24 protein-coding genes are annotated in these 23,845 nt (G+C 47.0%); 14 read left to right on the top strand and 10 right to left on the bottom strand.

What is annotated here, in order from left to right; genetic code table 11:
• The first annotated feature begins 356 nt into the window (after positions 1-356).
• The 3 genes from ahcY to ACMUEV_RS27770 all read left to right on the top strand — a co-directional run bounded on the left by ahcY (position 357) and on the right by ACMUEV_RS27770 (position 3,369).
• Positions 357-1,634, top strand: coding sequence for an adenosylhomocysteinase (gene ahcY, locus ACMUEV_RS27780; protein WP_190651522.1), 1,278 nt, complete (start codon positions 357-359; stop codon positions 1,632-1,634).
• Between the two features lie 120 nt (positions 1,635-1,754).
• Positions 1,755-3,179, top strand: coding sequence for a GUN4 domain-containing protein (locus tag ACMUEV_RS27775; protein ID WP_190651521.1), 1,425 nt, complete (start codon positions 1,755-1,757; stop codon positions 3,177-3,179).
• Positions 3,180-3,189: 10 nt separating this feature from the next.
• Positions 3,190-3,369 carry a hypothetical protein gene (locus ACMUEV_RS27770; RefSeq protein ID WP_415354709.1) on the top strand — a complete coding sequence of 60 codons (180 nt, stop codon included), beginning with the start codon at positions 3,190-3,192 and terminating at the stop codon, positions 3,367-3,369.
• 126 nt (positions 3,370-3,495) lie between these two features.
• On the opposite strand, the gene ACMUEV_RS27765 is transcribed toward ACMUEV_RS27770, so the two are convergent.
• Positions 3,496-3,816: a type II toxin-antitoxin system PemK/MazF family toxin gene (locus tag ACMUEV_RS27765; protein ID WP_242044452.1), complete on the bottom strand. Its 321-nt coding sequence runs from the start codon at positions 3,814-3,816 to the stop codon at positions 3,496-3,498.
• Complete coding sequence (locus tag ACMUEV_RS27760; RefSeq protein WP_190651514.1) at positions 3,810-4,073, bottom strand: AbrB/MazE/SpoVT family DNA-binding domain-containing protein; 264 nt, start codon at positions 4,071-4,073, stop codon at positions 3,810-3,812. Before ACMUEV_RS27760 ends, ACMUEV_RS27765 begins: the two co-directional genes overlap by 7 nt.
• Positions 4,074-4,196: 123 nt before the next feature.
• Between ACMUEV_RS27760 and ACMUEV_RS27755 the strand changes: the two genes are divergently transcribed.
• Together ACMUEV_RS27755 and aroF are read left to right on the top strand one after the other, a co-directional pair.
• Positions 4,197-4,997, top strand: a complete 801-nt coding sequence (locus ACMUEV_RS27755) for a mechanosensitive ion channel family protein (RefSeq protein WP_190651512.1) — start codon at positions 4,197-4,199, stop codon at positions 4,995-4,997.
• A 367-nt stretch (positions 4,998-5,364) separates the two neighbouring features.
• On the top strand, positions 5,365-6,210 hold the full coding sequence (aroF, locus tag ACMUEV_RS27750) for a 3-deoxy-7-phosphoheptulonate synthase (protein ID WP_190651510.1): 846 nt from the start codon (positions 5,365-5,367) through the stop codon (positions 6,208-6,210).
• A gap of 456 nt (positions 6,211-6,666) precedes the next feature.
• Here the strand turns inward: aroF and ACMUEV_RS27745 are convergent, their stop codons facing one another.
• Positions 6,667-8,409 (bottom strand): NFACT family protein, encoded by a 1,743-nt coding sequence (locus ACMUEV_RS27745; RefSeq protein ID WP_190651508.1) that lies wholly within the window; start codon positions 8,407-8,409, stop codon positions 6,667-6,669.
• Positions 8,410-8,469: 60 nt separating this feature from the next.
• Here ACMUEV_RS27745 and remA point away from each other — a divergent pair, with 60 nt between their 5' ends.
• The gene (gene remA / locus ACMUEV_RS27740; RefSeq protein ID WP_017285936.1) at positions 8,470-8,715 is read left to right on the top strand and encodes an extracellular matrix/biofilm regulator RemA; all 246 of its coding nucleotides are present in this window, start codon (positions 8,470-8,472) and stop codon (positions 8,713-8,715) included.
• A 135-nt stretch (positions 8,716-8,850) separates the two neighbouring features.
• A complete protein-coding gene (gene gmk, locus ACMUEV_RS27735) occupies positions 8,851-9,423 on the top strand; it encodes a guanylate kinase (RefSeq protein WP_017285937.1) in 573 nt (190 codons plus the stop codon).
• A gap of 104 nt (positions 9,424-9,527) precedes the next feature.
• On the opposite strand, the gene ACMUEV_RS27730 is transcribed toward gmk, so the two are convergent.
• A complete protein-coding gene (locus ACMUEV_RS27730; RefSeq protein ID WP_017285938.1) occupies positions 9,528-10,052 on the bottom strand; it encodes a photosystem I reaction center subunit XI in 525 nt (174 codons plus the stop codon).
• 373 nt (positions 10,053-10,425) lie between these two features.
• Between ACMUEV_RS27730 and ACMUEV_RS27725 the strand changes: the two genes are divergently transcribed.
• The 4 genes from ACMUEV_RS27725 (at position 10,426) to ACMUEV_RS27710 (ending at position 14,872) form a co-directional block, all read left to right on the top strand.
• Entirely contained in the window at positions 10,426-10,734 is a 309-nt protein-coding gene (locus ACMUEV_RS27725) for a hypothetical protein (RefSeq protein WP_017285939.1), read from the top strand.
• A 55-nt stretch (positions 10,735-10,789) separates the two neighbouring features.
• Positions 10,790-12,316 carry a M16 family metallopeptidase gene (locus ACMUEV_RS27720; RefSeq protein ID WP_190651506.1) on the top strand — a complete coding sequence of 509 codons (1,527 nt, stop codon included), beginning with the start codon at positions 10,790-10,792 and terminating at the stop codon, positions 12,314-12,316.
• 5 nt (positions 12,317-12,321) lie between these two features.
• Positions 12,322-13,788 (top strand): M16 family metallopeptidase, encoded by a 1,467-nt coding sequence (locus ACMUEV_RS27715; RefSeq protein WP_190651504.1) that lies wholly within the window; start codon positions 12,322-12,324, stop codon positions 13,786-13,788.
• 211 nt (positions 13,789-13,999) lie between these two features.
• Positions 14,000-14,872 (top strand): alpha/beta fold hydrolase, encoded by an 873-nt coding sequence (locus tag ACMUEV_RS27710; RefSeq protein ID WP_190651503.1) that lies wholly within the window; start codon positions 14,000-14,002, stop codon positions 14,870-14,872.
• Between the two features lie 97 nt (positions 14,873-14,969).
• Here the strand turns inward: ACMUEV_RS27710 and ACMUEV_RS27705 are convergent, their stop codons facing one another.
• From ACMUEV_RS27705 to ACMUEV_RS27690, 4 genes are all read right to left on the bottom strand, one after another.
• Positions 14,970-15,164 (bottom strand): NAD(P)H dehydrogenase subunit NdhS, encoded by a 195-nt coding sequence (locus ACMUEV_RS27705; protein ID WP_017285945.1) that lies wholly within the window; start codon positions 15,162-15,164, stop codon positions 14,970-14,972.
• A 97-nt stretch (positions 15,165-15,261) separates the two neighbouring features.
• Entirely contained in the window at positions 15,262-16,548 is a 1,287-nt protein-coding gene (rodA, locus tag ACMUEV_RS27700; protein ID WP_190651501.1) for a rod shape-determining protein RodA, read from the bottom strand.
• Positions 16,549-16,560: 12 nt separating this feature from the next.
• Entirely contained in the window at positions 16,561-17,631 is a 1,071-nt protein-coding gene (locus ACMUEV_RS27695) for an Mrp/NBP35 family ATP-binding protein (RefSeq protein ID WP_017285947.1), read from the bottom strand.
• Positions 17,632-17,681: 50 nt separating this feature from the next.
• The gene (locus tag ACMUEV_RS27690) at positions 17,682-18,188 is read right to left on the bottom strand and encodes a hypothetical protein (protein WP_017285948.1); all 507 of its coding nucleotides are present in this window, start codon (positions 18,186-18,188) and stop codon (positions 17,682-17,684) included.
• Between the two features lie 328 nt (positions 18,189-18,516).
• On the opposite strand from ACMUEV_RS27690, the gene hemF reads away from it, so the two are divergent.
• Both hemF and ACMUEV_RS27680 read left to right on the top strand, forming a co-directional pair.
• A complete protein-coding gene (gene hemF / locus ACMUEV_RS27685; RefSeq protein WP_190651499.1) occupies positions 18,517-19,578 on the top strand; it encodes an oxygen-dependent coproporphyrinogen oxidase in 1,062 nt (353 codons plus the stop codon).
• A 192-nt stretch (positions 19,579-19,770) separates the two neighbouring features.
• The gene (locus ACMUEV_RS27680; protein WP_197693294.1) at positions 19,771-20,130 is read left to right on the top strand and encodes an STAS domain-containing protein; all 360 of its coding nucleotides are present in this window, start codon (positions 19,771-19,773) and stop codon (positions 20,128-20,130) included.
• 72 nt (positions 20,131-20,202) lie between these two features.
• Here the strand turns inward: ACMUEV_RS27680 and ACMUEV_RS27675 are convergent, their stop codons facing one another.
• Positions 20,203-22,395 carry a DEAD/DEAH box helicase gene (locus ACMUEV_RS27675; protein ID WP_190651497.1) on the bottom strand — a complete coding sequence of 731 codons (2,193 nt, stop codon included), beginning with the start codon at positions 22,393-22,395 and terminating at the stop codon, positions 20,203-20,205.
• A 207-nt stretch (positions 22,396-22,602) separates the two neighbouring features.
• The gene (locus tag ACMUEV_RS27670; RefSeq protein WP_017285952.1) at positions 22,603-23,208 is read right to left on the bottom strand and encodes a hypothetical protein; all 606 of its coding nucleotides are present in this window, start codon (positions 23,206-23,208) and stop codon (positions 22,603-22,605) included.
• Between ACMUEV_RS27670 and ACMUEV_RS27665 the strand changes: the two genes are divergently transcribed.
• The gene (locus ACMUEV_RS27665; protein WP_144056124.1) at positions 23,183-23,695 is read left to right on the top strand and encodes a hypothetical protein; all 513 of its coding nucleotides are present in this window, start codon (positions 23,183-23,185) and stop codon (positions 23,693-23,695) included. The two genes, ACMUEV_RS27670 and ACMUEV_RS27665, sit on opposite strands and share 26 nt — an antisense overlap.
• The last annotated feature ends 150 nt before the right edge of the window (positions 23,696-23,845 follow it).

Genomic DNA, 23,845 nt, shown 5'->3' with positions numbered 1-23,845 from the left:
ACAAAAATTCGCCTGCTTTAGCGCAATTCCCGTCTCACATGGGGCGGTTTATCCCCTCACACTGTGTTTGGTATATATGTACTATATTAGCCGATTTATATGTAAAGTGCACACAGTTCCTAAAGAAAGGTTAAGCTTTCAAAGAAGTCGAGCAAGGCTTTGTAAAGCCCCTAAAAAGCTTTATTGATCACCTTGACTTTAGTGACTTCCCCCTTGACAGTGGGAATGACTTGCTACGTCAGCGATCCATATCTAAGAATTTTTCCGACGAGATGGATTAATTTGAAGCGGCAAGTTAGTTTGTTAAGGGGAATTACACCCCAACTCTGATGTCTCTCTGAAAAAGGAACATTTTCATGACCGCAACACCCGTCCGCTTGAAATACGAAGTCAAAGACCTTGCCCTCGCACCTGCTGGAAAACAGCGGATCGAATGGGCTGGGCGGGAAATGCCCGTCTTGAAGCAGATCCGCGATCGTTTCGCTCAAGAGAAGCCGTTTGAAGGCATTCGACTCGTCGCATGTTGCCATGTCACGACCGAGACTGCAAATCTCGCGATTGCACTCAAAGCTGGTGGAGCTGACGCGATTTTGATCGCAAGTAATCCGCTGTCAACTCAAGACGATGTAGCAGCAAGCTTAGTCGCTGACTACGAAATTCCCGTTTTCGCTATCAAAGGTGAAGACAACGATACGTACCACAAGCACGTGCAAATCGCGCTTGACCACCGTCCTAACCTCATCATTGATGACGGTTGTGATGTCGTTGCAACATTAGTACAACAACGCAAACACCAACTCGAAGACCTGATTGGAACCACGGAAGAGACCACAACCGGGATCGTCCGTCTTCAAGCGATGTTAAGAGACGGTGCGCTCACGTTCCCGGCAGTAAACGTGAACGATGCTGAAACCAAGCATTTCTTCGATAACCGTTACGGCACAGGTCAATCCACCCTCGACGGTATCATCCGCGCAACCAATATTCTGCTTGCAGGCAAAACGATTGTCGTTGCAGGATACGGCTGGTGCGGTAAGGGAACTGCAAACCGTGCGCGTGGATTAGGCGCAAACGTCATTGTGACGGAAATCAACCCAGTTGCAGCGATCGAAGCTGTGATGGACGGTTTCCAAGTCATGCCGATGGATGAAGCTGCGAAGCGTGGCGATATCTTCATCACCGTGACAGGTAACAAGCACGTGATCAATGGCAGCCACTTCGATGCAATGAAAGATGGCGCGATCGTCTGTAACTCTGGTCACTTCGATATCGAAATTGATCTCGAATCGCTGAAAGAGCGCTCAACCGAAGTGAAGACCGTTCGGAACTTCACCGAAGAGTACATCCTCAAGAGCGGCAAATCCGTTGTTGTTTTGGGTGAAGGTCGTTTGGTGAACTTGGCTGCGGCTGAAGGACATCCGAGCGCAGTGATGGACATGAGCTTTGCAAACCAAGCATTGGCAGCAGAGTATTTGGTGCAGAACAAAGGCAAGCTAGAGCCAGGTGTTTACCCGGTTCCGACTGAGTTAGATCAAGAAATTGCTCGCTTGAAACTGCAAGCGATGGGCTTCTCGATCGATAGCTTAACCGAGTCGCAAATCGAATACATCAACTCCTGGACTTCTGGAACCTAATCGTTCCCCACCGTCTAATCTACACTTCAGGTAGGTAGTGTCATGCTGCCTACCTTTCTTGTTGCTGAAATCACTAAAATTGGACGATAGAATATATCTGCGTGTATTAGATGTTTCAGGATGTCAATCAGTATCTTCTTCTCCTACTCTCACAAGGATGAGGCACTGCGGGATAAAGTCGCGGAGCATTTGAGCGCTTTGAAGCGGAGTAATGTGATTCAAGAATGGCACGATCGACAAATTCCGCCGGGAAGTGAGTGGAAAGATGAAATTGATTGTAATTTGAGAACTGCTGACATTATTTTGCTACTGATTAGTTCCTCATTCATTGCTTCAGACTACTGCTATGGTGTTGAACTTGATCAAGCTATGCGACACCATGACACTGGGAAAGCTTGTGTCATTCCAGTAATTCTGCGTCCAGTAGATTGGCAGGGTACACCGTTTGGGGGATTGCAAGCGCTTCCAAAGAATGCACGTCCGGTAACGAAATGGGAAAACGAGGACGAGGCATTGATGGATGTGGCGCAAGGAATTCGGCTTGCAGCAGAGCGGATTGCTCAACGCAAGCGAGAATATCAATCACCACTGCTGACAAATGATATTGAAACACAACGAATTAAGGAATCTGAACCAGGAGAGGCAAGCTATCGCCAGGAAGTGATTGAATGTGTGCAAGAGGGAATCGGCGAGATTTCTGCTGCAAATCGGATCTTTTTGGAGAGTTTTAGGTCAAGTCTCGCCCTCTCCCCTGAACAAGCTGCATTGATCGAACAGTCTGTTCTGCATCCGTTTCAAACCTATGCTCAAACTTTGGAAGGAATGGTGCAACAGCAATTTCCGTTAACTGAGACATCTCAGACTCGATTGAAACGGTTACAGGTAATGCTCGTACTCTCGGATGAAAATGTTGCGGCACTCCAGCAGAAAGTTCTGGCTCCATATTATGAAGAGGTGTTGTCTGATAAAGGAATCGATTACATACCACTGCGAAATATGCTGAAGAAGGGGCAGTGGCAGGACGCGGATGAAGAAACATTCCGAGTTATGTGTGCAGTAACAGGGAGAGAGAAAGAAAAATGGTTGCGAGAGGAAGATTTACGGCAGTTCCCATCCCAAGATTTACGGACAATTGATCGACTGTGGAGAAAGCATAGTGGAGGGAGGTTTGGCTTCAGTGTGCAGAAGCGGATTTGGCAAGAATGCGGAAGCCCAACGAAATACGGTGAAGATTGGAATAGGTTTGGAGATCGTGTGGGATGGCTTAAGAGTCGAAGCTACCAAACTAGAGAGGGAACTTCTGGTACCTCTGTTTCTGGAGGGCAGTCGTCTGGGTTCCATCCTGCATATTTCCATTTAGCATATGTAGCTAGAAAGGAGACAAGGTTACTAGAGCTTGAGCTATTAAAGATGCGTATGCCAAAAAGAAGTTTCTTTGATTATTTTTACAATAGCAAACTAGCCAACCAGAAGAACCTCTCAGAAGAGGATAGGAATACGTTGTCATACCTTAGAATTTTCTTCTCTCATGCAGGACTTCGCTGATATGCGTAGCATGGGATCTTATATCGATCACTTTATTGCGACAGCCGTTACCGAAAAGATCACCGCACTCACCGCTGAAACCTATTTAGAAGACTTGGCAAAACGAGGAAGTCGAGAAAAATACGAAGCAGTTTTAGCAAAGGTTCCTGATGTAGAGCCGGAATCTTACGATCGATTGCCACTTAATTGAAGCAATCAGAATCTAGGTGACATTAGTTATTAAGGCAGTGGCATGACACAATCCAAACTTCGATATACAACATTTGATGAATACTTTGAATGAGCAAAGCGATCGAAATGGTTCCGATCGCTTTGCTCATTCTGCAAAGATTTCAGCTAGCGTATCGAGAATCGCTCTTTGCTCCTCGCCAACTTGATCCAGAAATTGAACAAGTCGGGTTTTGTCTACTGCTCGAATTTGATCCAGGACAATTTGACCCACTTTGCCTTGAAACTGACAATCAACTCGAAATGGGAAATTTCGTCTTACAGAAGTTAATGGAGCTATCAGAACTGTTTTGAGTAGGCGATTCATTTCATCAGGAGAGATGATTACACAAGGAAGAGTCTTTTGGATTTCAGAACCAACGGTAGGATCTAACTGAACTAGAAACACGTCAAACCGACGCACTACCATTGCCATTCGGTTTCGTCCCATTGAGTTGAGGTTTCATCATTTAGCAAGCCTTCATCCCCAGATTTTGCGATTTCCGCAGCGATCGCTGCTTCCCATCCAGCACGAGGATGAGATACAGGACGAATAATCAAACGATTGCCTTCGACTTCGATTTCAACTTCACTTTGAATGCCACTTTGCTCTAGTAACGGCTTCGGAATCCGAATTCCTTGAGAATTACCAAATTTGACAAGTCGAGTCCGAATTGTTCCACTCATAATTAGAAGAAAAATGTATATACATTGTGATCACGTAGGCAAAATTTGTCAATGAGTAATACGGGATGCTTTACATTTCTTCTGTAGAATCCTCACTAGATAAGCTAAAGGAGGTAAAAACTCATGCCATTTAACGCTCAAACGGTAACATCGCTGAGTGATACCTTGATCAATTTGGCATCTCAGAATCTGCCAAAAGTGATTTGGGCGATCGTGATTCTGCTTGTTACTCGTTGGATCGCAGACGCTATTCGACCGATCGGATTTCGCCTACTTAAATATGCAGAGCCAACCCTGCAAAAGTTCCTGATTCAAGTCGCATCGATTATGGTTTGGATTGCGGGAACCGTTGCAGCTTTAAATGCGATCGGGATTCAAACGACAACCGTGATTACGATCATTGGTGCAGCAGGTTTAGCCATTGGTTTAGCTTTGCAAAATAGCTTGTCCCACTTTGCGGCAGGCGTGATGTTAGTTAGCTTTCGACCATTTGAAGTCGGAGACTCGATCGAAGGTGCAGGTGTAGCAGGCATGGTGGACAGTATTGGGTTGTTTTCGACCACGATCGTGTCGCCTGATAATGTTCGCATTACTGTTCCCAATAGCAATTTATTTAGTGGAACACTGAAGAATAATACGATTATGGGAACGCGGCGAGTCGATTTACAGATTAATATTGGTCATCGCGAAATTGACTCGACCATGACGCATCTGTTATCGCTGGTACAACCTCATCCCCTCGTATTGCGCGAACCTCGTCCAACTTGTCACGTCGAGAGCATTACACCTGACGCAACAATTTTGTATTTACGTCCCTGGTGTGCTGCGATTCATCACGAACAAGTGCGATCGGAGATTTTACAACTCGTTCAGGAAGCACTTCAATCCATCCCCGCCAAACAAGTCGCCCAATCGGGTACTTGACGAACCTAAGAAAGCTCTGTTAGGGTTCAAAGTAACAGATTTACAAGCCAACCTAGAGAAATGCAACTCGGCACTTCCTACTTTTACTTTTTTTGGCGATCGGCGGTTCACCCGGCGAGGTAAATCCTCATGAGTCCGTCCGGTGAACCGCAGAGTAACATCTGCGGTTTTTTTATTCTCAAAATCTTCTTTCCCAACATCCTCTTTGCAATGACTTATCTCACTTCCTGGTTTTACGGTTTTTACTTTTTTACCTGCAGGCGCTCTGGGTAAGTCATTTGCATGTGTGATTGCAACCCGGAGCCTCAAATCAGGTTCCGGGTTTTTTGTTTGAAGTTCACCAAACCAAGTTTAAGGAGTTCATTCCATGAAAGACGCTAGATTAGTCCGCAAAACTGAGTCCACTTCCAACTCGATCGTGTCTCTGTCAAATAGTGTTGCCATTGGCGGCGAAGCGAGCGTGATTATCGGTGGTCCTTGTGCTGTCGAGAGTTTGGAACAGATGGAAACGATCGCACGGGAATTAAAATCGGCTCCGATTCAAGCATTACGGGGAGGTGTGTACAAGCCACGCACTTCCCCTTATTCTTTCCAGGGTTCTGGTTTAGCGGGACTGGAAATCTTAGCAACCGTTCGTCAGCGCTATGATTTGCCGGTCGTCACAGAAGTCATGGCAATTTCTCAAATTGAAGAGATCGCTCAATATGCTGACATGCTGCAAGTGGGCAGCCGGAATATGCAGAATTTCGATTTACTCAAAGCGTTGGGGCAGACGGATAAGCCGATTCTCCTGAAGCGAGGACTCGCAGCAACGATCGAAGAATTCGTGATGGCAGCCGAGTACATCATGAGCCACGGCAATCCGAATGTCGTGCTCTGTGAGCGAGGAATTCGCAGCTTCGACAATTACACCCGCAATGTTTTGGATTTGGGTGCTGTAGCTGCGTTGAAGCAAATTACGCATTTACCTGTGATTGTTGATCCGAGCCATGCGGCAGGTCGGCGAGAATTGATTGCAGATTTGTCGAGAGCCGCGATCGCGTGTGGAGCAGATGGATTAATCATTGAGTGTCATCCCGAACCTGATCAATCGGTTTCAGATGCACAACAGGCTTTGTCGATCGAGAGCATGATGCAGTTGGTGCAAAGTGTGCAGCCTGTGGCAAAAGCAGTGGGTCGAACCGTCTATGAAGGATGTTTCGCGATCGCTTAGAGTTTTGAGCTTTATGGAACGAGTTGGAGGCGATTGTAAGTTCAAGAAGACTTCTAGATTCCCAAAATGAGAAGACTCCGGGGACAACTGAATCACTCCAGCCGTTGCAAAAGAATCAATAATCTGAGTATTAATTCAGACTCAATAACAAGATCAAAATCAGTCTAATCGCTCAAAGATCGCAATCTGTTGTTACATAACATACAATGATTTTTATCGGATACTGATAAACATAAATAAAGAGCCAACCCCTTGAGAGATCGGCTCTGAATCAACCTGTTGTCGTTTCACATTGGAGAAAACCCATCTGCGCTTTTTCCCAAAATTGCAGCGGGTTCATAGAGTAATAATCCCTATTCGCTTGCTATTGTAACAACATACACAAAACTTTTGTCATGAAACTTCATGGTTCTCGGACATATATCTTCCTGATGACTGATTCTTTGTTTCTAAGATCTAACTAATCGGTCGGTGCGACATCGCAAATTCTCTACCCTGCTGCGGTTGCCCCCAAATGACCCGCTCCTGCTTATAGATAACGGTTCCAGGCTTTGCGCCCTTCGGTTTATAAACGTGTTTTGGTTCCGTGTAAACCACCGGAACTTGTTCGCTTTGACGGGCACGGCTATGAAACGCGGCTAAATTTGCCGTAAATTGCAGATCTTTTTCATCCGCGATCGCTCCCGGTTCCAGTCTCAACAAAACATGACTGCCCGGAATTTCTTGAGTGTGAAACCACAAATCGTATTCCGTCGCCGTTCGGAACGTGAGTTGATCATTCTGGCGATTATTCCGACCGATCAAAAGCTCAAATCCGCCTGGCGTTTTGTAGCGGTAGGGTTGAGTTTCAGAATCTTGCTGAGTTGTCGCTTTTCGATACTCAGAGCCTTCGAGATAGCATTCCTGAACTAATTCATCCCGGATCTCTTCGAGCGCTTTCAAATCGTCTGGAGTTTCGTAGCGATCGAATTGCGCGATCGCCGTTTCAATCTCTTCTAAATAAAACATCTCGTCTTGAACCGCTTTTAATAAAGGTTCGATCGCGGCACGGGTTCGCTTTAATTTCTGATGCTGCTTGTAAAGGCTTTGAGCATTCAGAACTGCATTCTTTTCTGGATCGAGTGGGATGGTTACAGGCTCGCCGGTTTCAAAATCGCAAAGCTCGATGGATTGCATACCTGGCTCCCATAGGTGTAAATGAGCCATGAGCAAGTCCGCTTGTTGTTTCGCTTGGTCTGCTCGATCCGAACGGTCTAATCGATTTTCAAATCCTTCTGCTTTGACTCGTAGCTTTCCAAGGACAGCATTTAATCGCTGAGTGATCTGGTGAAGCAGTTGAGTAAAAACCTGCTGATTCAACTGATCGCGATAATAGCGATCGATCATGTTCTGAACGCTCGTTTCTCCCTGACCCCAGAGCACTGTATAGCCGGACGAAGTAAATCCTGGTTGGAAATTCTCAGCCTCAAGCGATTTCAACCAAAATTGCCAACATTCAAATAATCGCTGCCATTCAACGTCAGACATTTCATCAGTTAAGCGATCTGGCTGAATTTCTGCCGCTTTAACCATCGATAAAACCAGCGAAGAACTTAATCCTCGATAAGCTTTGACCAGATTTTTCCGAATTGCACCTGGAACAAGAGCAATTCTCGATTTCCAACGTTCAAAATCTTCTGCCAGACTGGGAGCCGGATCGAGTCGAGCAGGCGGCAACTCATACGGCTGCCCTGTCTGAATCGGACGCACACTCGATTGATTGGAACTCACCTGATGCGCTGCCGTGATAATCGCATTCTCCTGATTCACCAAGATGGCATTGCTATACTGACCCATAATTTCAATATAGAGATGCCATAGCGCAGGCTCCCCTGGACGATGCGCAAACTGCAAATCGATCGCTCTTTCCCAAGGAGAAACAGGCTCGATCGCGACCAAGGCTAATCCACCTAGCTGATGCCGCAATTGCTGACTAAATGTGAATGTATCCGGATCGCGAGGCGGCGGCTCACTCATATGCATCCGGGCTGCCTGCGGATGCCAGGATAGAGTTAACCATTCCCGCTGCTTTAGCGTTCGCAACGCCAATAAAACTGTAAAGCGATCGCGCTGATACGCCTGTTCAAATCTGGCTGGAAGCCACTGCGATCGCAATTCCGCACAGACCGCCATTAGCGTTGTGAAATCAACTGGTTGCATTTTCTACCCCCTCTTATTTTTTCAGTATTGTGAAAAAACAAGTTCTCTCAATTTTTTCTCATGACGGAGATCAAACTCATTAACATCGGCTTTGGCAACATCGTCTCCGCCAGCCGAGTCATCGCGATCGTCAGTCCCGAATCCGCACCCATTAAGCGTATCATCAGCGACGCCCGTACAGGGGAGAAGCTGATCGATGCCACCTATGGACGCAGAACCCGCGCTGTCATTGTCATGGACTCCGGTCACGTCGTCCTTTCAGCGATCCAACCTGAGACAGTTGCGCATCGTTTTTTAGAAGGGTAGAACTAAGAAAACCGTAATTTCCGAGAAAATTTTATTTTTTCCGCCGAATCCTTCATCCTATCAACGAGCGTTGCAAGCTATACTCACAGAATCAGAAAACTGGGAACACTAGCGCATCAAATAAATTAGGCAGCCATGAGCAAGGGTAGACTAATTGTTTTAACAGGGCCAAGCGGAGTCGGAAAAGGAACCTTGCTAAAGTCGCTTCTTCAGCGCCACAAGGACGATCTATTTCTCTCTGTCTCGGCAACCACTCGATCCCCCCGCCCCGGAGAAGTCGATGGCAAAAATTATCACTTTGTCACCCGACCACAATTTGAGCGTATGGTCGCCCAAGGGGAATTTCTCGAATGGGCTGAATTTGCTGGGAATTGTTACGGCACTCCTCGCAAGCCCGTCGAAGAAAAAATCCGATCCGGAAAATGGGTCATTCTCGAAATCGAACTCGATGGCGCTCGCCAAATTCGGCGATCGTTCCCGAGCGCTCTGCAAATCTTCATCGCTCCGCCTTCCATGGTAGAACTCGAAGCTCGCATTCGAGGACGCGCCCAAGATCCTGAAGCCGCAATTTTACGTCGGCTCCAGAGAGCTTGGGAAGAGATAGAAGCAGCAGGGGAATTTGACATTCAGATTGTCAATGACGATTTAGAACGGGCGCTGGGCGAAATTGAAATCGCTTTATTCGAGCCAGTTGCAGCTGTCTGCTGAGTCAATTTAGCGCAGCAATTTGTCTCGTGCAGTCAAGTTGACTACACACTACAACAAGTGGGCGATCTTTATGATGCCCACTTAGTTTAACGGGTTAACAGAGTTTACAGACCCGTCCCAAAGTGCTGGAATAAGGCTGTATTGGACAATAAGAAGTAGGTCAGAACCGCGCCGAGAACCCCGCCAAGCAGAAATCCACCTGCGTACTCATTCCAACCGTGCCCAGTTGCGAGTTCTTGGGGCGGGTTAGGAGTAGTAATCGTTGCAGTAGGAGCGGGGGGATTGGTTGCGCCGTAGAGTGAGATGCTCAGGGCTGAAATCAAGAGCAACCCAAATCCGGAGAGCAAGCCAGAGAGCGCTGCCATTGGAGTGTCGCGTAAAGGACCTAGCAAGGTAAAGGGAAGAATAATCCACAGCCCGTGGAAAAAGCCGACTTCTAAGCCGCGACGTTGAGGAGAAAGACCTTGGCGGTAAGCAGGCAGCGCTGAAAGATAGGATTTGACGAGCGGAGAAGAATTGATTGGCGTAGATAGGTTGCCGTCATAAATATCAGCACCGGGAGAAACGACCTCATTATTGCGGGGATCTCTGGGGTCATTCGTTGCTTCAGGATGTCTGAGAACTTGCATAAGAAATAGATCCAGTTTTATAGGGTTCTAGAAGCAATCTTAGAAATGCACCAAGCCAGCTTCATCAGCCTTTAGAAGTGAGGAAAAATCTTTCTTTTGTTAGACCAGTTTCGGACGCTGCGATCGCCGGATATCGATATATTGCGATCGCTGGAAATCAACTGCAAGATTCGGAATGTAAGGGTTTATAAACCTGTAGCCCGATTTACAGCTTGATTTTTAGCCCCAGTGCAATAATCATTGCAATCTAGTTCACCAAGTTTCTTTATAAAGATTTAAGATTTAGCAACAACTCGCCCCAAACCTAGAAATCCCCCGTATTGTTAGAAGAGTTCAGCCTGTTCATTCAAGTTCGTTTCATTGAGGTGAATCTATGTCATTTGGCATCACCATCAGTTATCTAAGGTCGCTATTGCTCGCGGTGTTGCTCAGCTTTCTTACACCGATCGCGTTAATTGGCAGTGCAATCATCATTCTGCTCTGCATTGGATCTGTACCGGGATTGATGTTGTTCGGGCAAGCCTGCGCGACTCAATTGCTCTATTTCCTTGCAACCTTTGGCAATGGCAGTGCTTGGGAAGGTGTCATTGTTATTGGATGCGCGTGTGCTGTGGTCGGTGGTTTGTTTGATACGTACATCTTTACAGTTACGACTTCAACGGATAAGTTCGACGCAAAATAGGTCAATTTTGACGAAACTCTCTAGGATAGAGAACGTGCCTTAAGGGTTTCGTGGAATGAAAAGAATAAGTCGAGCGATCCTGAGCTTTGGATTAGTTTTTCTGTTGAGTTGGCAAAGTGCGCCAGGAATCGGATGGGCGAGAACTCTGCCTCAGACTCAATCGATTCAGCCTTATCTCGATCGAGTCATTCAGAATATTACCGAGTTTAAGTTAGAGAATGGCTTGAAGTTTATTGTTTTGGAGCGGCATCAAGCGCCAGTGGTTTCGTTTCTCACTTATGCCGATGTCGGTGGAGCGGATGAGCCAGAAGGAAAAACTGGCGTTGCCCACTTTTTAGAGCATTTGGCATTTAAAGGAACAACTCGGATTGGAACAAGTGATTACAAAGCCGAGCAGCCACTCCTAGAAAAATTAGATCAGCTAGCAGCAGAGATTAAAGCTGCAAAAGATCAAAAGAAAGATGTCACAGCCCTGCAAGCAGAATTTACTCGCATTGAAGCTGAAGCCACACGGCTAGGGCGACAGAACGAATTAGGGCGAATTGTTGAGCAGGCGGGTGGAGTTGGCTTAAATGCAAATACGTCCGCAGATGCGACTCGCTATTTTTACAGTTTTCCGTCGAATAAGTTAGAGCTTTGGATGTCCTTGGAATCTGAGCGCTTCTTAGACCCAGTGTTTCGAGAGTTTTATCAAGAGAAATCTGTCATCCTCGAAGAAAGACGGCTAAGAACTGAGAATTCTCCGATCGGGCAATTGATCGAAGCCTTCACAGGAAAAGCGTTTACAGTTCATCCTTATCGCCGCCCAGTGATTGGCTATTCACAAGATTTGGTCAATCTGACTCGCCAGGATGTAACGGACTTTTTTAACACGCATTACACTCCGAATAATTTGACGATCGCAATTGTTGGTGATGTCAATCCCACCGAAGTCAACCGTCTCGCTCAAATTTATTTCGGTCGATATAAAGCAAAACCTGCACCGCCAGATGTCCTTGCAGTCGAGCCACCGCAGACGCAGCAGAAAGAAGTTACTCTCAAGCTGCAATCTCAGCCTTGGTATTTGGAAGGCTATCATCGCCCGGCATTGAACCATCCAGATAATGCCGTCTATGAAACGCTGACATCGATTCTCAGCGACGGACGGACTTCTCGACTCTACAAATCGCTGGTCGAAGAGAAAAAATTAGCATTAGCCGCACAGGGACTAAATGGATTCCCCGGAGATAAATTCCCGAATTTGATTTTGTTCTATGCGTTGACGGCTCCCGGTCGATCGCTCGAAGAAGTGGCATCTGCACTGAGAGCAGAAATTGAGCGCTTAAAAACTCAGCCAGTTTCAGCACAAGAACTCGATCGCGTTAAAACTCAAGCTAGAGCCGGATTACTGCGATCGCTCGATTCTAATATGGGCATGGCTCAGGCATTGTTGGAATACGAGGTGAAAACGGGAAGCTGGCGGAATTTGTTTCAGCAAGTTGATGCGATCGAGAAAATTACTCCTGCGGATATTCAGCGAGTTGCTACCGCGACTTTTACTGATCAAAACCGCACCATTGGTCGAATTTTGCCGCAAGGATAAGCACAATGAAATTATTCCGACTCTCAAGTTTATTTGTTCTTGCCTGTCTGGTTGTTTTGCTGCGGGTTCATCCCGCCGTGGCAGATACGCCCAAGCATTATACAGATCTCAAATTCTCGTCCCCTCCAGAGGTCAAAGTCCCCGACTATACCCAGTTCAAGCTCAAAAATGGCTTAACCGTGTATTTGATGGAAGATCACGAATTGCCTTTAGTGAGTGGAACTGCGATCGTCCGAACTGGGGATCGATTTGAACCTGCGAATCAAGTTGGACTGGGTGAGCTGACGGGAACGGTGATGCGCTCTGGCGGAACTCAGAAACGTAGTGCCAATCAGGTGAATCAATTCCTAGAACAACGTGCCGCCAGCATTGAAACGAGTATTTCAACCACGGCTGGAAATGCGAGTTTCAATACGCTGACCGAAGATTTGCCAGAAGTTTTTGATCTGTTTGCAGAAGTGATCCAACAACCTGCATTTGCAGAAAATCAGTTCGCGATCGCGAAAGTTCAAGCCCAGGGCGGAATTGCTCGACGCAATGATGACCCGAATAGTATTGCAGGACGAGAGTTTCAGAAATTGATCTACGGTGCTGAGAGTCCTTATGCTCGAATCACTGAGTTTTCAACACTTGCAAACATTACTCGCCAGGATTTAGTCAATTTCTATCAGCGATCGTTCCGGCCGGATCAGATGCTCCTTGGCATAGTGGGAGATTTTGATCCGAAACAAATGCGATCGCTAATCGAAGCAAAGTTTGGAACCTGGAAACCGACAGGTCAAGCGATGCCTCGTCAGCTTCCACAGGTCACTCAAGCCAAGCAAGGCGGCATTTTCTTTGTCAATCAGCCTCAATTGAATCAGAGCTATCTGCAAATTGGACATTTAGGCGGATCGTTGAACAGTCCTGACTATCCGGCTTTAAGCGTGATGGAAGATGTGCTAAGTGGGTTTGGGCGACGATTGTTTAATGAAGTGCGATCGCGTCAAGGCTTAGCTTACTCAGTGTATGCAAGTTGGGGGGCGCAGTTTGATCATCCGGGTGTGTTTTTAGCAGCGGGAGAAACGCGATCGCAGGCAACCGTGCCATTCATTCAAGCTGTGAAAAAAGAGATTGAACGGATTCGCAAAGAGCCGATTTCACAAGAGGAGCTAGGATTTGCGAAAGATACAGTTTTGAATTCGTTTATCTTTAATTTCCAAGATCCAGCACAGACGCTTTCTCGATTGTTGCGGTATGAGTACTTTGGCTATCCAAAGGATTTCATTTTCCAGTACCGTAAAGGCGTAGAAGCGACGACAGTTGCAGATGTACAAAGGGTTGCACAGAAGTATTTACAGCCTGAGAAGTTAGTCACGATCGTAGTTGGAAATGAGAAGGAAATTAATCCACCGTTATCGACTTTGGGACAACCTGTAACAGCTGTAGATATTACGATTCCGAAACCAAATCAACCTGCGGCAGATCGATAGAGACTGACTTCTGCTTTAGAAAGTCACCCTAAAATCCCCGGTTCCAGGTAGAGTTAATATCTCAGAACAGCATAATCCTACTTTTTTGCGGGTTGAGCTAAGCCAAAACTTAACCCGCAAAAAGCGGCTCAAAGTAAAGTCAATTGCAAGATAGAGAACGAGATCAAGTCTGGCTGAGTAGAATTTACTTGATGCGTTCAAAGCGAGTCTCATGCTGCAATTTCAGCCCCCAGGATTTAGACAGAAGAATACTCAAACTAGCTTAGGAACGATCGCTTACTACACTCAAACTGAAGTAGTGGAACGATCTCCCATCGTCTTCCTTCATAGCTTCGGTGGTGGTTCCTCAGCTTATGAATGGTCAAAAGTCTATCCAGTATTTGCAAGACAGCATCAAATCATTGCGCCGGATCTTTTAGGTTGGGGAGAGTCAAGTCATCCCGCACGAGATTACCGAGCGGAAGATTATGTCTTGTCGATCGCTGAATTTCTCCCAAAAGTAACCCGTGAATCTGCAATATTAGTGGCTTCTTCATTGAGTGGTGCATTAGCGATTCGCGTCGCAATTCAGCATCCTGACTTAGTGAAGTCACTGTTTCTGGTGTGTCCATCTGGATTTGATGATTTTGGTGAGGGAGCAGGCAGACGAATTCCCAGAGAGATTATTAATACACCGATTTTAGATCGCGTGATTTATGCGATCGGAGCCACGAATGAATTCGCCGTTCGGAATTTCTTAGAGAATTTCTTGTTTGTGAATCGCGATCGCATTACTCCAGAGATGGTGAATGCCTATCTTGCATCTGCGCGTCAGCCCAATGCAGAGTATGCAGCGTTGGCATTTTTAAGAGGAGATTTGTATTTTGATTTGTCGCGGTACTTGCCGCAATTGACAACGCCAACTGCGATCGTTTGGGGAGAAGAAGCGCAGTTTACAGACGTAAGATTGGGACAACGGTTGTCGGACTTGAATGAAAGAGTGCGATCGTTTGAAGTCGTGCCGGATTCGGGAGTGTTAGTCGCGTTAGAGCAACCTGCGATCGTGGCTGGACTATTACAAGAATTTTTGAGTGTAGAGAAGTAGGAACTGCACTTTTTCCTATTGGGAAGCTGCATATTGCAAAAACTCCAAGTTTTCAGAAAACCTGGAGTTCTAAAGAATCTTCAAAAAATTGAGCAGATTACTTTCCTGCCTTTTTCTTCCCAGTTTCAACCACTTCAAGTTCCGACATTCTAAACGTGATTAGTTTATCCCAGTTGCCCCCTTCAAACAGGACTGCAACTTTCCCATCGCTAATCCGCTGTACGAGTCCTTGGAACCCGTAGTAAATATCGTTAACATTCGTCACGCGAACGGCTGAACCTGGTAAAAACATAATTCTGCTTCAATACGTTTCACTATCAGTTTACCGTGGCTCTCGGCTTCCCTGATATTGATTCTCGTCGATGCGATGATCGCACTTTTCCAATTGATTAGAATTTTGACTTCTGTCGAGAGTTCGCCACTGATTCGACTAACCCGATCGCCAAAAAATTCATCAATAACGCCGCATTCCCGTGGCTTAACCAAGGCAGCGGAATTCCCGTAACAGGTGCAAGATTGAGCGTCATGCCGATATTGATCGACACCTGGAAAATAATCATTGAGAACACACCCACAGCAATCAGTGAGCCAAACTCATCCTTTGCACTTTGAGCAATAATCAGCAGGCGATAACAGATCAGCAGATAAGCGCCTAACACAAAGATCGAACCAACGAAGCCTAATTCCTCACCGATCGCAGTGAAGATAAAGTCTGTATGCTGTTCAGGAATAAACTCTAGCTGGGTTTGAGTTCCATGAAACAATCCTCGTCCGAAGGTTTCTCCAGCCCCGATCGCAATTCGGGACTGAATGACATGATATCCAGCCCCCTGCGGATCTTGATCTGGATCAATCAGCGTCAGAATTCGAGCTTTCTGATAATCATGCAACACAAATTGCCAAAGCACTTGACCTAGCCCACCTGCGACCGTATTGATCACCACTGGCACTAAAATTCCATAAGTCTTCCAAGGCAAAGTCCTCCAGGCAACCACGCCAACGAAAGCAACCCACAGTCCCAACCCTACAATCCCGATCGCGCCTTTTGCCACCAACGTTGTGAACAAAATCGCAGAAATCACCGGAGAAATCAGCAACAGTAGCCAGCCCGGATTCGCATTTCCCCAATACAACATCCCGAAGGTAATTGCACCAAACACCAGCGATGTGCCTAAGTTCGGCTGTAAAAAGATTAACGCCCAGGGCAAAGCTGCGATCGCCAAAACTTTCAGCATTTGAGGCAACGTCGATGCCGATCGCTGATGCAAAATCGCAGCCAGCGTAATAATGGCGCCCAACTTCGCAAACTCAGACGGCTGAACCCCAAAGCCAAAGACATTTAGCCATCGCTGTGCCCCTTTTTCCTCAACTCCCGCAACCATCACGAGCAGCAGTGCCACATTGGTCACGCCATAAATCCACCATTTCCAAGCCAGCAGCGCATCATAACGCAGCCGAGAGATGACGAAGATCAAACAGGTGCCCACACTCCCAATCAGAGCGTGAAACATCCAGTCCCGTCGCTCCGTATGATTCAGTTGCACACTGTGAATCATCAACCCTCCTAAAATAGTCAATGCTAGGACTGCGCCTAACAAAAACCAGTCCATATCTTGCCAGGGTTGAAGCCAAGGTCGGAGCGTAGACGGAATCGGAGACTTTTTCTTGCGAAACATAGAAATTTGAGCTTATGCGAGTGCTGCAACGGATACTTTAGCAGCAATTTGCTGAGCAATTTGTGTCAATGCTTTTGCCGAAGCAGAATCGGGATCGCCAACGACGATCGGAATTCCCTTGTCTCCGCCCTGACGCAGCGGGATTTCCAACGGTACACAGCCCAACAAAGGCACATTTAGCTCCGCCGCAGTCTTTTCGCCTCCGGCTGAACCGAAAATGTCATACTGTCGATCGGGCATGTCCGGCGGAATAAAATAACTCATATTCTCAACGATGCCTAATACTGGGACGTTCAATTGTTGAAACATCTTCAACCCGCGCCGAGAATCCAGTAGCGCAACCGTTTGAGGAGTTGTAACAATCACTGCCCCCGCCATCGGAACCGCTTGCGCCATCGTCAATTGAGCATCTCCAGTTCCCGGAGGCATATCGACGATTAAATAATCGAGATCACCCCACCGAACTTGATAGAGAAACTGACGAATGACACCATTCAACATCGGACCTCGCCAGATCACAGGCTGATCCTTGTCGATCAGAAACCCCATCGAAACTAATTTGACTCCGTGATTGAAGGCAGGTTCGAGAATTTCACCTTGTTCTGTTTGCGTAACTGCAACACCCGATCCTTCAAGCCCCAACATTGTCGGAGCATTCGGTCCATAAATATCGGCATCGATTAAACCGACTTTAGCGCCAGCTTGCGCCAATGCCACTGCAACGTTAACGGCAACTGAGCTTTTCCCAACGCCACCTTTACCACTGGAAATCGCAATAATATTTTTCACACCCTCGATCCCAGTACGATCGGGTAAAGATTTTTGCTGTGGTGTCTCAGCGGTCACTTCGACTTCGACAGATGTCACACCGGGTAAAGTTTTAATCGCCCGCTCACAGTCTTCGACAATAAACTGACGTAACGGACAGGCAGGAGTCGTCAAGACCAATGTAAATCGAACCTTACCATCATCGATCGACACATTGCGAATCATGTTCAACGCCACCAAACTTTTTTGAAGTTCAGGGTCTTGAACTGGTTTAAGCACTTCTAAAACGGATTCTGCACTAAGAGTTTCTAGCATGGAGAGATCGAGTCAGGGTTTGATTCGATCTTACCGTTCTACGGATCTCGTTAGAAGTCTAAACAACTGCGTTGATTCGATCGCGGTAATTCCGGTTGTTCCGCCGCATGTGCCAAATCCTCAGCCACTCGTGCCGCATAGGGCTTAATAATTGACCAAATCAATGGCGACAACCACCCCTGCAATGTCACCGAATACGCAATACTCGTGCCCGAAACAGTTGATTTCACTTCGTACTGAATCCGTTCCTCAAGCCCAGGAATTGCCATAATTCTCACACTCAACAATTCTCGCGGATCAACCCGCTCGACAAAAATCCGAATCGGAAACGGTCCCAATCGCGTCACCGCTTCATAAATCAATCCCGGCTTTGCCACCTGCCCTCGCGGAACATTCGTGTGCGAAATCATCGGATGCCACGATACATCCGCTAAATCGATGACTTTTTTCCAGAGATCATCGACCGACGCTGAACTAATCGCTTGGTACGATCGCGCTAATGTCATTTCGACACGTCGCCGCTTGCGGTAGAAGAATGTCCAAGGAAAGTTCAGCATAATATTCATCTCCTCTAAGGCGAACCTGTACGCTAAAGCTGGGGTGATTGATCTTAGCCAAATTGAGTCCCCGATCGTCATCCTTCTCAAGATGCTGACCGACTTCTTGGGGCAGAAGTCACAGAACGTTATAAACATTTACGATCCCTACTTTCCGCACAGGATGCGCGATCCGCACCTTGGAAATCGGCTCAACTGTTTAGACAGGAACCGTTTCGCGATAGTCTAATTGAACCGTCTAGATTGAGCAATCCTGCTGCTCGAACCTAACGGAACCTTTAAACTTCTTCACCGATAGTAAAGCGATTCGTTCCAGGAACCGACGTTTATGACTGCCTTCTCCACTTCCGACAAGACCGAAACGACTCAAGCGCTACCGCCTCAAGATTCAAGAGAGCGGGTGAGCCAATGGATGAAATCTTTCCAGGATCAAGTTTGTAAAGGCTTAGAAGCCGTTGATGGTGAAGCGACGTTTCGCGAAGATAGTTGGACGAGACCCGAAGGCGGTGGCGGGCGATCGCGAGTGATGCGCGAAGGTCGTGTGTTTGAACAAGGCGGAGTCAATTTTTCCGAAGTTTGGGGCAAGGATTTGCCACCCTCGATTTTAGTGCAGCGTCCCGAAGCGAAAGGTCATAGCTTCTATGCGACGGGGACTTCGATGGTACTGCATCCCCGGAATCCTTACATTCCAACCGTGCATCTGAACTATCGTTACTTTGAAGCAGGTCCCGTTTGGTGGTTTGGCGGTGGTATTGATTTAACGCCTTACTATCCCTTTGAAGAAGATGTTATCCATTTTCATCAAACGCTGAAGCAGGCGTGTGATCAGCATCATCCTGAATACTATCCCACCTTCAAACTCTGGTGTGACGAGTACTTCTATTTGAAGCATCGCAATGAAACTCGTGGAGTTGGCGGTATCTTCTTTGACTATCAGGACACTCAAGGCGTTTTGTATCCGATTTTCTATCCAGGTTCGCAAATGGACACCCCTGCCGCACAATACAGTCAACAAGTGGGTGCAGTGCAAGGTCGGACTTGGGAAGATCTGTTTGCGTTTATTCAATCTTGCGGAAATGCGTTTCTACCTGCATATACTCCGATCGCTGAAAAACGCAAAGATACCGAATATGGCGATCGCGAACGCCAGTTCCAACTCTATCGCCGGGGACGGTACGTCGAGTTTAATCTGGTCTACGATCGCGGCACAATTTTTGGCTTACAGACCAATGGACGCACAGAATCGATTCTGATGTCACTGCCTCCGATGGTGCGGTGGGAATATGGGTATGAACCAGAAGCTGGAAGTCCAGAAGCTCGGTTGTATGACATTTTCTTGAAGCCACAAGATTGGATCAATTGGTCACAAAGCGGGGCACACTCAGCTTAATGGTGATTAGCCATTAACATCCATTTGTTAAGCCTTGCATGTCGAGGGAAGCGTTTTTCTAGCGCTTCCCTCTTTTTGCAGAAGGTAATGGTGTTAGCATTTTCCCTGATTTGGGCATAACTGACCTAGAGAATCCCCCCAATCGCTTGCACGAAGCAAGTCCTGATTAATATGGAGCAGAAGTCGATCCTCATGGAGCAAAGAGTATTTAGTACCCCGGATGGCAATACGATCGTCGTATTTAATCCGAGTGGGCGCTTAGATATCACAACAGCGTGGCAGTTCCGCACCAAGTTACAGGACTGTATTGCGAAACAAACAAATCATATTATTGTCAACTTAGGTCAGGTAAATTTTATTGATAGTTCTGGGCTGACTTCGCTAGTAGCAGGGATGCGGGATGCAGATAAAGCACGCGGCAGCTTTAAGCTCTGCAATGTGCATCCAGAGGCAAAACTGGTCTTTGAAGTCACGATGATGGATTCAGTATTTGAGATTTTTGAGAGTGAAGAGGAAGCTCTGGGAACTGCGCCGCAAAAGTTGGCAAGTTAACCCAATTGAAACGATGACAGATTTTCCGATCAAGGGCTTTCATCTTCAACTCTGCTTTGGTGAAATTGAGTATTACCACTTGGCGATCGCCGTCGTGAGTTCTTTTAGATCCAAATAATCGCTCATGAAACTTTTTCTGAGCAATTCTGATGGAATGTAAGGATCAAACTTTTGCAGCTTTGGAATCTCATCATCAGGCAGGAGCATATTCGCTTCTAAGCGGCGATCGGCTAACGATCGAATCTCGTGATCCAAAGTCTCTAGCTTGCATTTTCCCAATCGAACGATTAGAAAATAAGGCGATCGCCCTTTAATACTTTTCAGTCCCAAAGCATCTTTCGCGTAAAACCGCAAAAATCGCTCCAAGGTCCGAAATGGAATCGTTCCCATCCAGGGCAGAATACAGCAAACATCCTCTTCAACCAGTTGGATCGGTTGATGTAAAAAGCCTTTGTATTGCGCTAGCTCTCTTGCTTCTTGGAGTCGCCGTTTCGCACCGGGTTGCAAATAAGGATACATCGTTGACTCTTGCAGCACTTTTCTCATGCGCCGCAACACTCGAGTATGAATCTCGCCCATACTGCCGCGCCATGAGCTAGAAGTCACGGATTTTGTACTAGGAATCACAACGATCGTTTTCTTCTTTGCATTGACCTCGATCACTTCCCAGGTTTTGCCCGCCAGTGAAAAGCGATCACCCTCCAGTGGCGGAACGATGATACTCCCTACTGCTTTTCCATCATGCTTAACGAGATACTCCTCGGTATCCGGGAAAATCGCATAGAACTTGAAATTGTTAATGATTTTTTCGGCTGTAATCCCAATGATCAAACCCCCAGTCGGAGTTTGTTCTAAATGATCAATGTCGATTAAATGCCGTAAAAACAACCGAAAATCATCTTGAGTCACCGATTGAAAGGGGGGCAATTTGAGAACATTTTGCGCGATCTCACTTGGCGACAATTCTCCTAGCGCTGCCAACGTACTCATTGTTTGGTGATAGAGCAAGCTGAATGGATACTGCATTTCCCGTGCAGGTTCAATCCATTTTTCCTCAATGTAAAGTTGAATAATCGCGATCGCTTGCAACAACTGCCAAGGAATCTCCTCAGGTAAAATTTCCTCGCCTGTCGGCTTGTCTTCTGCACAGACAAATCGCATCTCGGCGGTATCGCCTCTTCGCCCTGATCGACCCAAGCGTTGCAGAAAGCTAGCAACTGAAGCAGGTGCTTCCAGTTGCAGAACGCGATCGAGATGTCCTAAATCGATTCCCATTTCAAACGTCACGGTTGCTGCCGTCACTGCGAGCTTCTCCCCATCCCGCATGGCTTCTTCAGCCGTCTCTCGCAATGCTGCCGAGATACTGCCGTGATGAACGTGATAAATATCCGGTGCGCCTTTCGCCTGGGCAATTTCTCGCAATGCCGCGATCGCTTCTTCGGTTGCAGTCCGCCCATTCGCAAAAATCAGGCTCTTCCGCCCTTCTGTCTGTTGAAACAAATACAAATGATAGGGATTAAAGACGCGATCGCGGGTATCTCCTTTTGCCCGGACAACTAAACCCGGATCATAGAAATGTTCGATCGACAACTGAATTTTTCTCGCGGCTCCTTCAATTTTTGGGGTGGTGACAGATGGAGAAGTGTCTGCCCGCAACCATGCTTCTGCTAAAGAATAATCGCCCAGAGTTGCAGACAGTCCAATTCGACGCGGTTGGTTACCTGTCAGCTTCGCAAGGCGCGAAAGTTGACACAAGATTTGGCAACCGCGATCGCTGCCAATAAATGCGTGAACTTCGTCAATGATCACAAACCGAAGGTCGCCAAATATACGATCGATGTCAGAGCTTTTATTGATCAGCAAACTCTCCAACGATTCAGGCGTAATTTGCAGAATGCCACGCGGATTTGCCAGGAGTTTTTTCTTCCGGCTTTGAGATACATCTCCATGCCATGCCCACACGGGCAAATCCGCGAACCGTAAGAGATCCGTTAATCGATCGAACTGATCATTGATCAAAGCTTTAATTGGACTAATGTAAATTGCACCAACGCTGCGGGATGGATTTTCATGCAGTAACGTCAACGCTGGAAGAAATGCAGCCTCAGTTTTCCCGGATGCTGTGCCTGCGGCGATCAGAAGATGCTGATCGGTATCGAATAAAACTCTGCACGCTTCTGCTTGAATTGGGCGTAAACTGCTCCAACCTTGTGCGTAAATATACTCCTGAATGAAAGGCGCTAGCTGATAATACGGGTCTTGCATGCTCGATTCCCTCAACACACTACTGAGCCTACTGCACAGCCTACTTTAGCGCCGAATTTCGCCTTTAAGACCTTGATTTTGCATCTTTGTATCCTAACCCTGTGCCAATCTATTATCTGTCTCCCGATTGGTTGAGCCATTTACACATCCTTCGGTACGGTTCGCTTAGTCTGCCGCTTTCCAATTCATGCGGACATTGCTCGACCTTTAGATGTCAGCTGTGTGAATCATCCAGGTGCGTCCTGAATACGAAAGAAGATTTAGCCCCTCTAGCAAATTTCGGAGATCTAACGTGAGCAAACGGAAACAGATTGCTGCTTTTGGTATAGCTGCTGCTGTCTTAGCAGGGTATGCGGTTCCAACGATCGCTGAATCGGTGAAGAAGCCTTCTAACACTGAGTCTGCAACTCCTACGGTAAACCAGACCAGCACGCCTTCAATGACTCCGATCGCAAAGCCGGAAATGCCTTCGATGCCGTCAATCAGTACCACTCCTGCTAATCCAGGTTCAACCCCAGTTATGCCGACCTCGGCTCCTTCGACGATGACTCCTGCATCGACTCCGACCTCCATGCCAACGATGCCAACAACAGAGAAGCCATCTGAGAGTAAGCCGACGCTACCCACAGTCGAGAAGCCTGCTGAATCTGCAACCCCCGCGACCACACCTGTCAGCCCAACTTCAATTCCCTCGACTCCTGGCGCAACGACAACGCCTTCGACTCCGGATACAACAACGCCTGCTCCTGATTCATCGACAACGCCTGCTTCTCCAACAAGCGCTCCGATGACTCCGAGTACGCCTTCGACCACACCGGAATCGACAACTACACCGGATACTACGGTTCCCACTATCCCTTCGACCACACCGGATACCACGGTTCCCACTACCCCTTCGACCACACCGGAATCGACAACTACGCCTACTCAGCCAACTGCTCCGGCTGAACAGTCTTCAACTCCTAGCACGCAACCCATGGCAACGACAACTGTGCTAGAAAGCGAAACGATCACGGGTGTGCAGCAAGTGACTTTACCTGAGAGTGCTAACACAGCAGCGAAGTTTACCTTACCGATCCAAATTGCTGTTGTTCAGGAAGCGAGTGTTACTAGCGATACCCCGATTACTGATAAAATGGCGAAAGATTTGCCAGCTTGGGGCGCAGCCGTGAGTGCTTGCCTGAAAGATAAGCCTGCATTCGTGCGTGTGGTTGATGATCAGACTGCACCGTTTATGGTGGGTGGGTCAGAAGGTAAGATTCGCTTGAATGCGAACAATAAGCCTATCTGTGCTAGCTAGTACAATTTTCGGATTTTAGAGTTTGGCGTGTTCAGTCAATCTGTTCACTTTGAAAGCTGACTCGGTATTCATTTGTCTCCGCTAAGACGTTTTGAGGTTCTACTTGATCAGTAGAACCTCATTTCAGTTTGAAAGCAGGGTGCAATCCAT

The sequence above is a fragment of the Leptolyngbya sp. FACHB-1624 genome, assembly GCF_047649235.1.
GTDB lineage: Bacteria > Cyanobacteriota > Cyanobacteriia > Leptolyngbyales > Leptolyngbyaceae > Leptolyngbya > Leptolyngbya boryana.
Note: the sequence above shows the minus strand (reverse complement) of the source record. Positions and strands in the feature narration are given on the sequence as shown.

Coding starts and splice junctions, on each gene's coding strand:
- ahcY (WP_190651522.1), top strand. CDS start 357: ATGACCGCAACACCCGTCCGCTTGAAATACGAAGTCAAAGACCTTGCC.
- ACMUEV_RS27775 (WP_190651521.1), top strand. CDS start 1,755: ATGTCAATCAGTATCTTCTTCTCCTACTCTCACAAGGATGAGGCACTG.
- ACMUEV_RS27770 (WP_415354709.1), top strand. CDS start 3,190: ATGGGATCTTATATCGATCACTTTATTGCGACAGCCGTTACCGAAAAG.
- ACMUEV_RS27765 (WP_242044452.1), bottom strand. CDS start 3,816: ATGGTAGTGCGTCGGTTTGACGTGTTTCTAGTTCAGTTAGATCCTACC.
- ACMUEV_RS27760 (WP_190651514.1), bottom strand. CDS start 4,073: ATGAGTGGAACAATTCGGACTCGACTTGTCAAATTTGGTAATTCTCAA.
- ACMUEV_RS27755 (WP_190651512.1), top strand. CDS start 4,197: ATGCCATTTAACGCTCAAACGGTAACATCGCTGAGTGATACCTTGATC.
- aroF (WP_190651510.1), top strand. CDS start 5,365: ATGAAAGACGCTAGATTAGTCCGCAAAACTGAGTCCACTTCCAACTCG.
- ACMUEV_RS27745 (WP_190651508.1), bottom strand. CDS start 8,409: ATGCAACCAGTTGATTTCACAACGCTAATGGCGGTCTGTGCGGAATTG.
- remA (WP_017285936.1), top strand. CDS start 8,470: ATGACGGAGATCAAACTCATTAACATCGGCTTTGGCAACATCGTCTCC.
- gmk (WP_017285937.1), top strand. CDS start 8,851: ATGAGCAAGGGTAGACTAATTGTTTTAACAGGGCCAAGCGGAGTCGGA.
- ACMUEV_RS27730 (WP_017285938.1), bottom strand. CDS start 10,052: ATGCAAGTTCTCAGACATCCTGAAGCAACGAATGACCCCAGAGATCCC.
- ACMUEV_RS27725 (WP_017285939.1), top strand. CDS start 10,426: ATGTCATTTGGCATCACCATCAGTTATCTAAGGTCGCTATTGCTCGCG.
- ACMUEV_RS27720 (WP_190651506.1), top strand. CDS start 10,790: ATGAAAAGAATAAGTCGAGCGATCCTGAGCTTTGGATTAGTTTTTCTG.
- ACMUEV_RS27715 (WP_190651504.1), top strand. CDS start 12,322: ATGAAATTATTCCGACTCTCAAGTTTATTTGTTCTTGCCTGTCTGGTT.
- ACMUEV_RS27710 (WP_190651503.1), top strand. CDS start 14,000: ATGCTGCAATTTCAGCCCCCAGGATTTAGACAGAAGAATACTCAAACT.
- ACMUEV_RS27705 (WP_017285945.1), bottom strand. CDS start 15,164: ATGTTTTTACCAGGTTCAGCCGTTCGCGTGACGAATGTTAACGATATT.
- rodA (WP_190651501.1), bottom strand. CDS start 16,548: ATGTTTCGCAAGAAAAAGTCTCCGATTCCGTCTACGCTCCGACCTTGG.
- ACMUEV_RS27695 (WP_017285947.1), bottom strand. CDS start 17,631: ATGCTAGAAACTCTTAGTGCAGAATCCGTTTTAGAAGTGCTTAAACCA.
- ACMUEV_RS27690 (WP_017285948.1), bottom strand. CDS start 18,188: ATGCTGAACTTTCCTTGGACATTCTTCTACCGCAAGCGGCGACGTGTC.
- hemF (WP_190651499.1), top strand. CDS start 18,517: ATGACTGCCTTCTCCACTTCCGACAAGACCGAAACGACTCAAGCGCTA.
- ACMUEV_RS27680 (WP_197693294.1), top strand. CDS start 19,771: ATGGAGCAAAGAGTATTTAGTACCCCGGATGGCAATACGATCGTCGTA.
- ACMUEV_RS27675 (WP_190651497.1), bottom strand. CDS start 22,395: ATGCAAGACCCGTATTATCAGCTAGCGCCTTTCATTCAGGAGTATATT.
- ACMUEV_RS27665 (WP_144056124.1), top strand. CDS start 23,183: ATGACTCCGAGTACGCCTTCGACCACACCGGAATCGACAACTACACCG.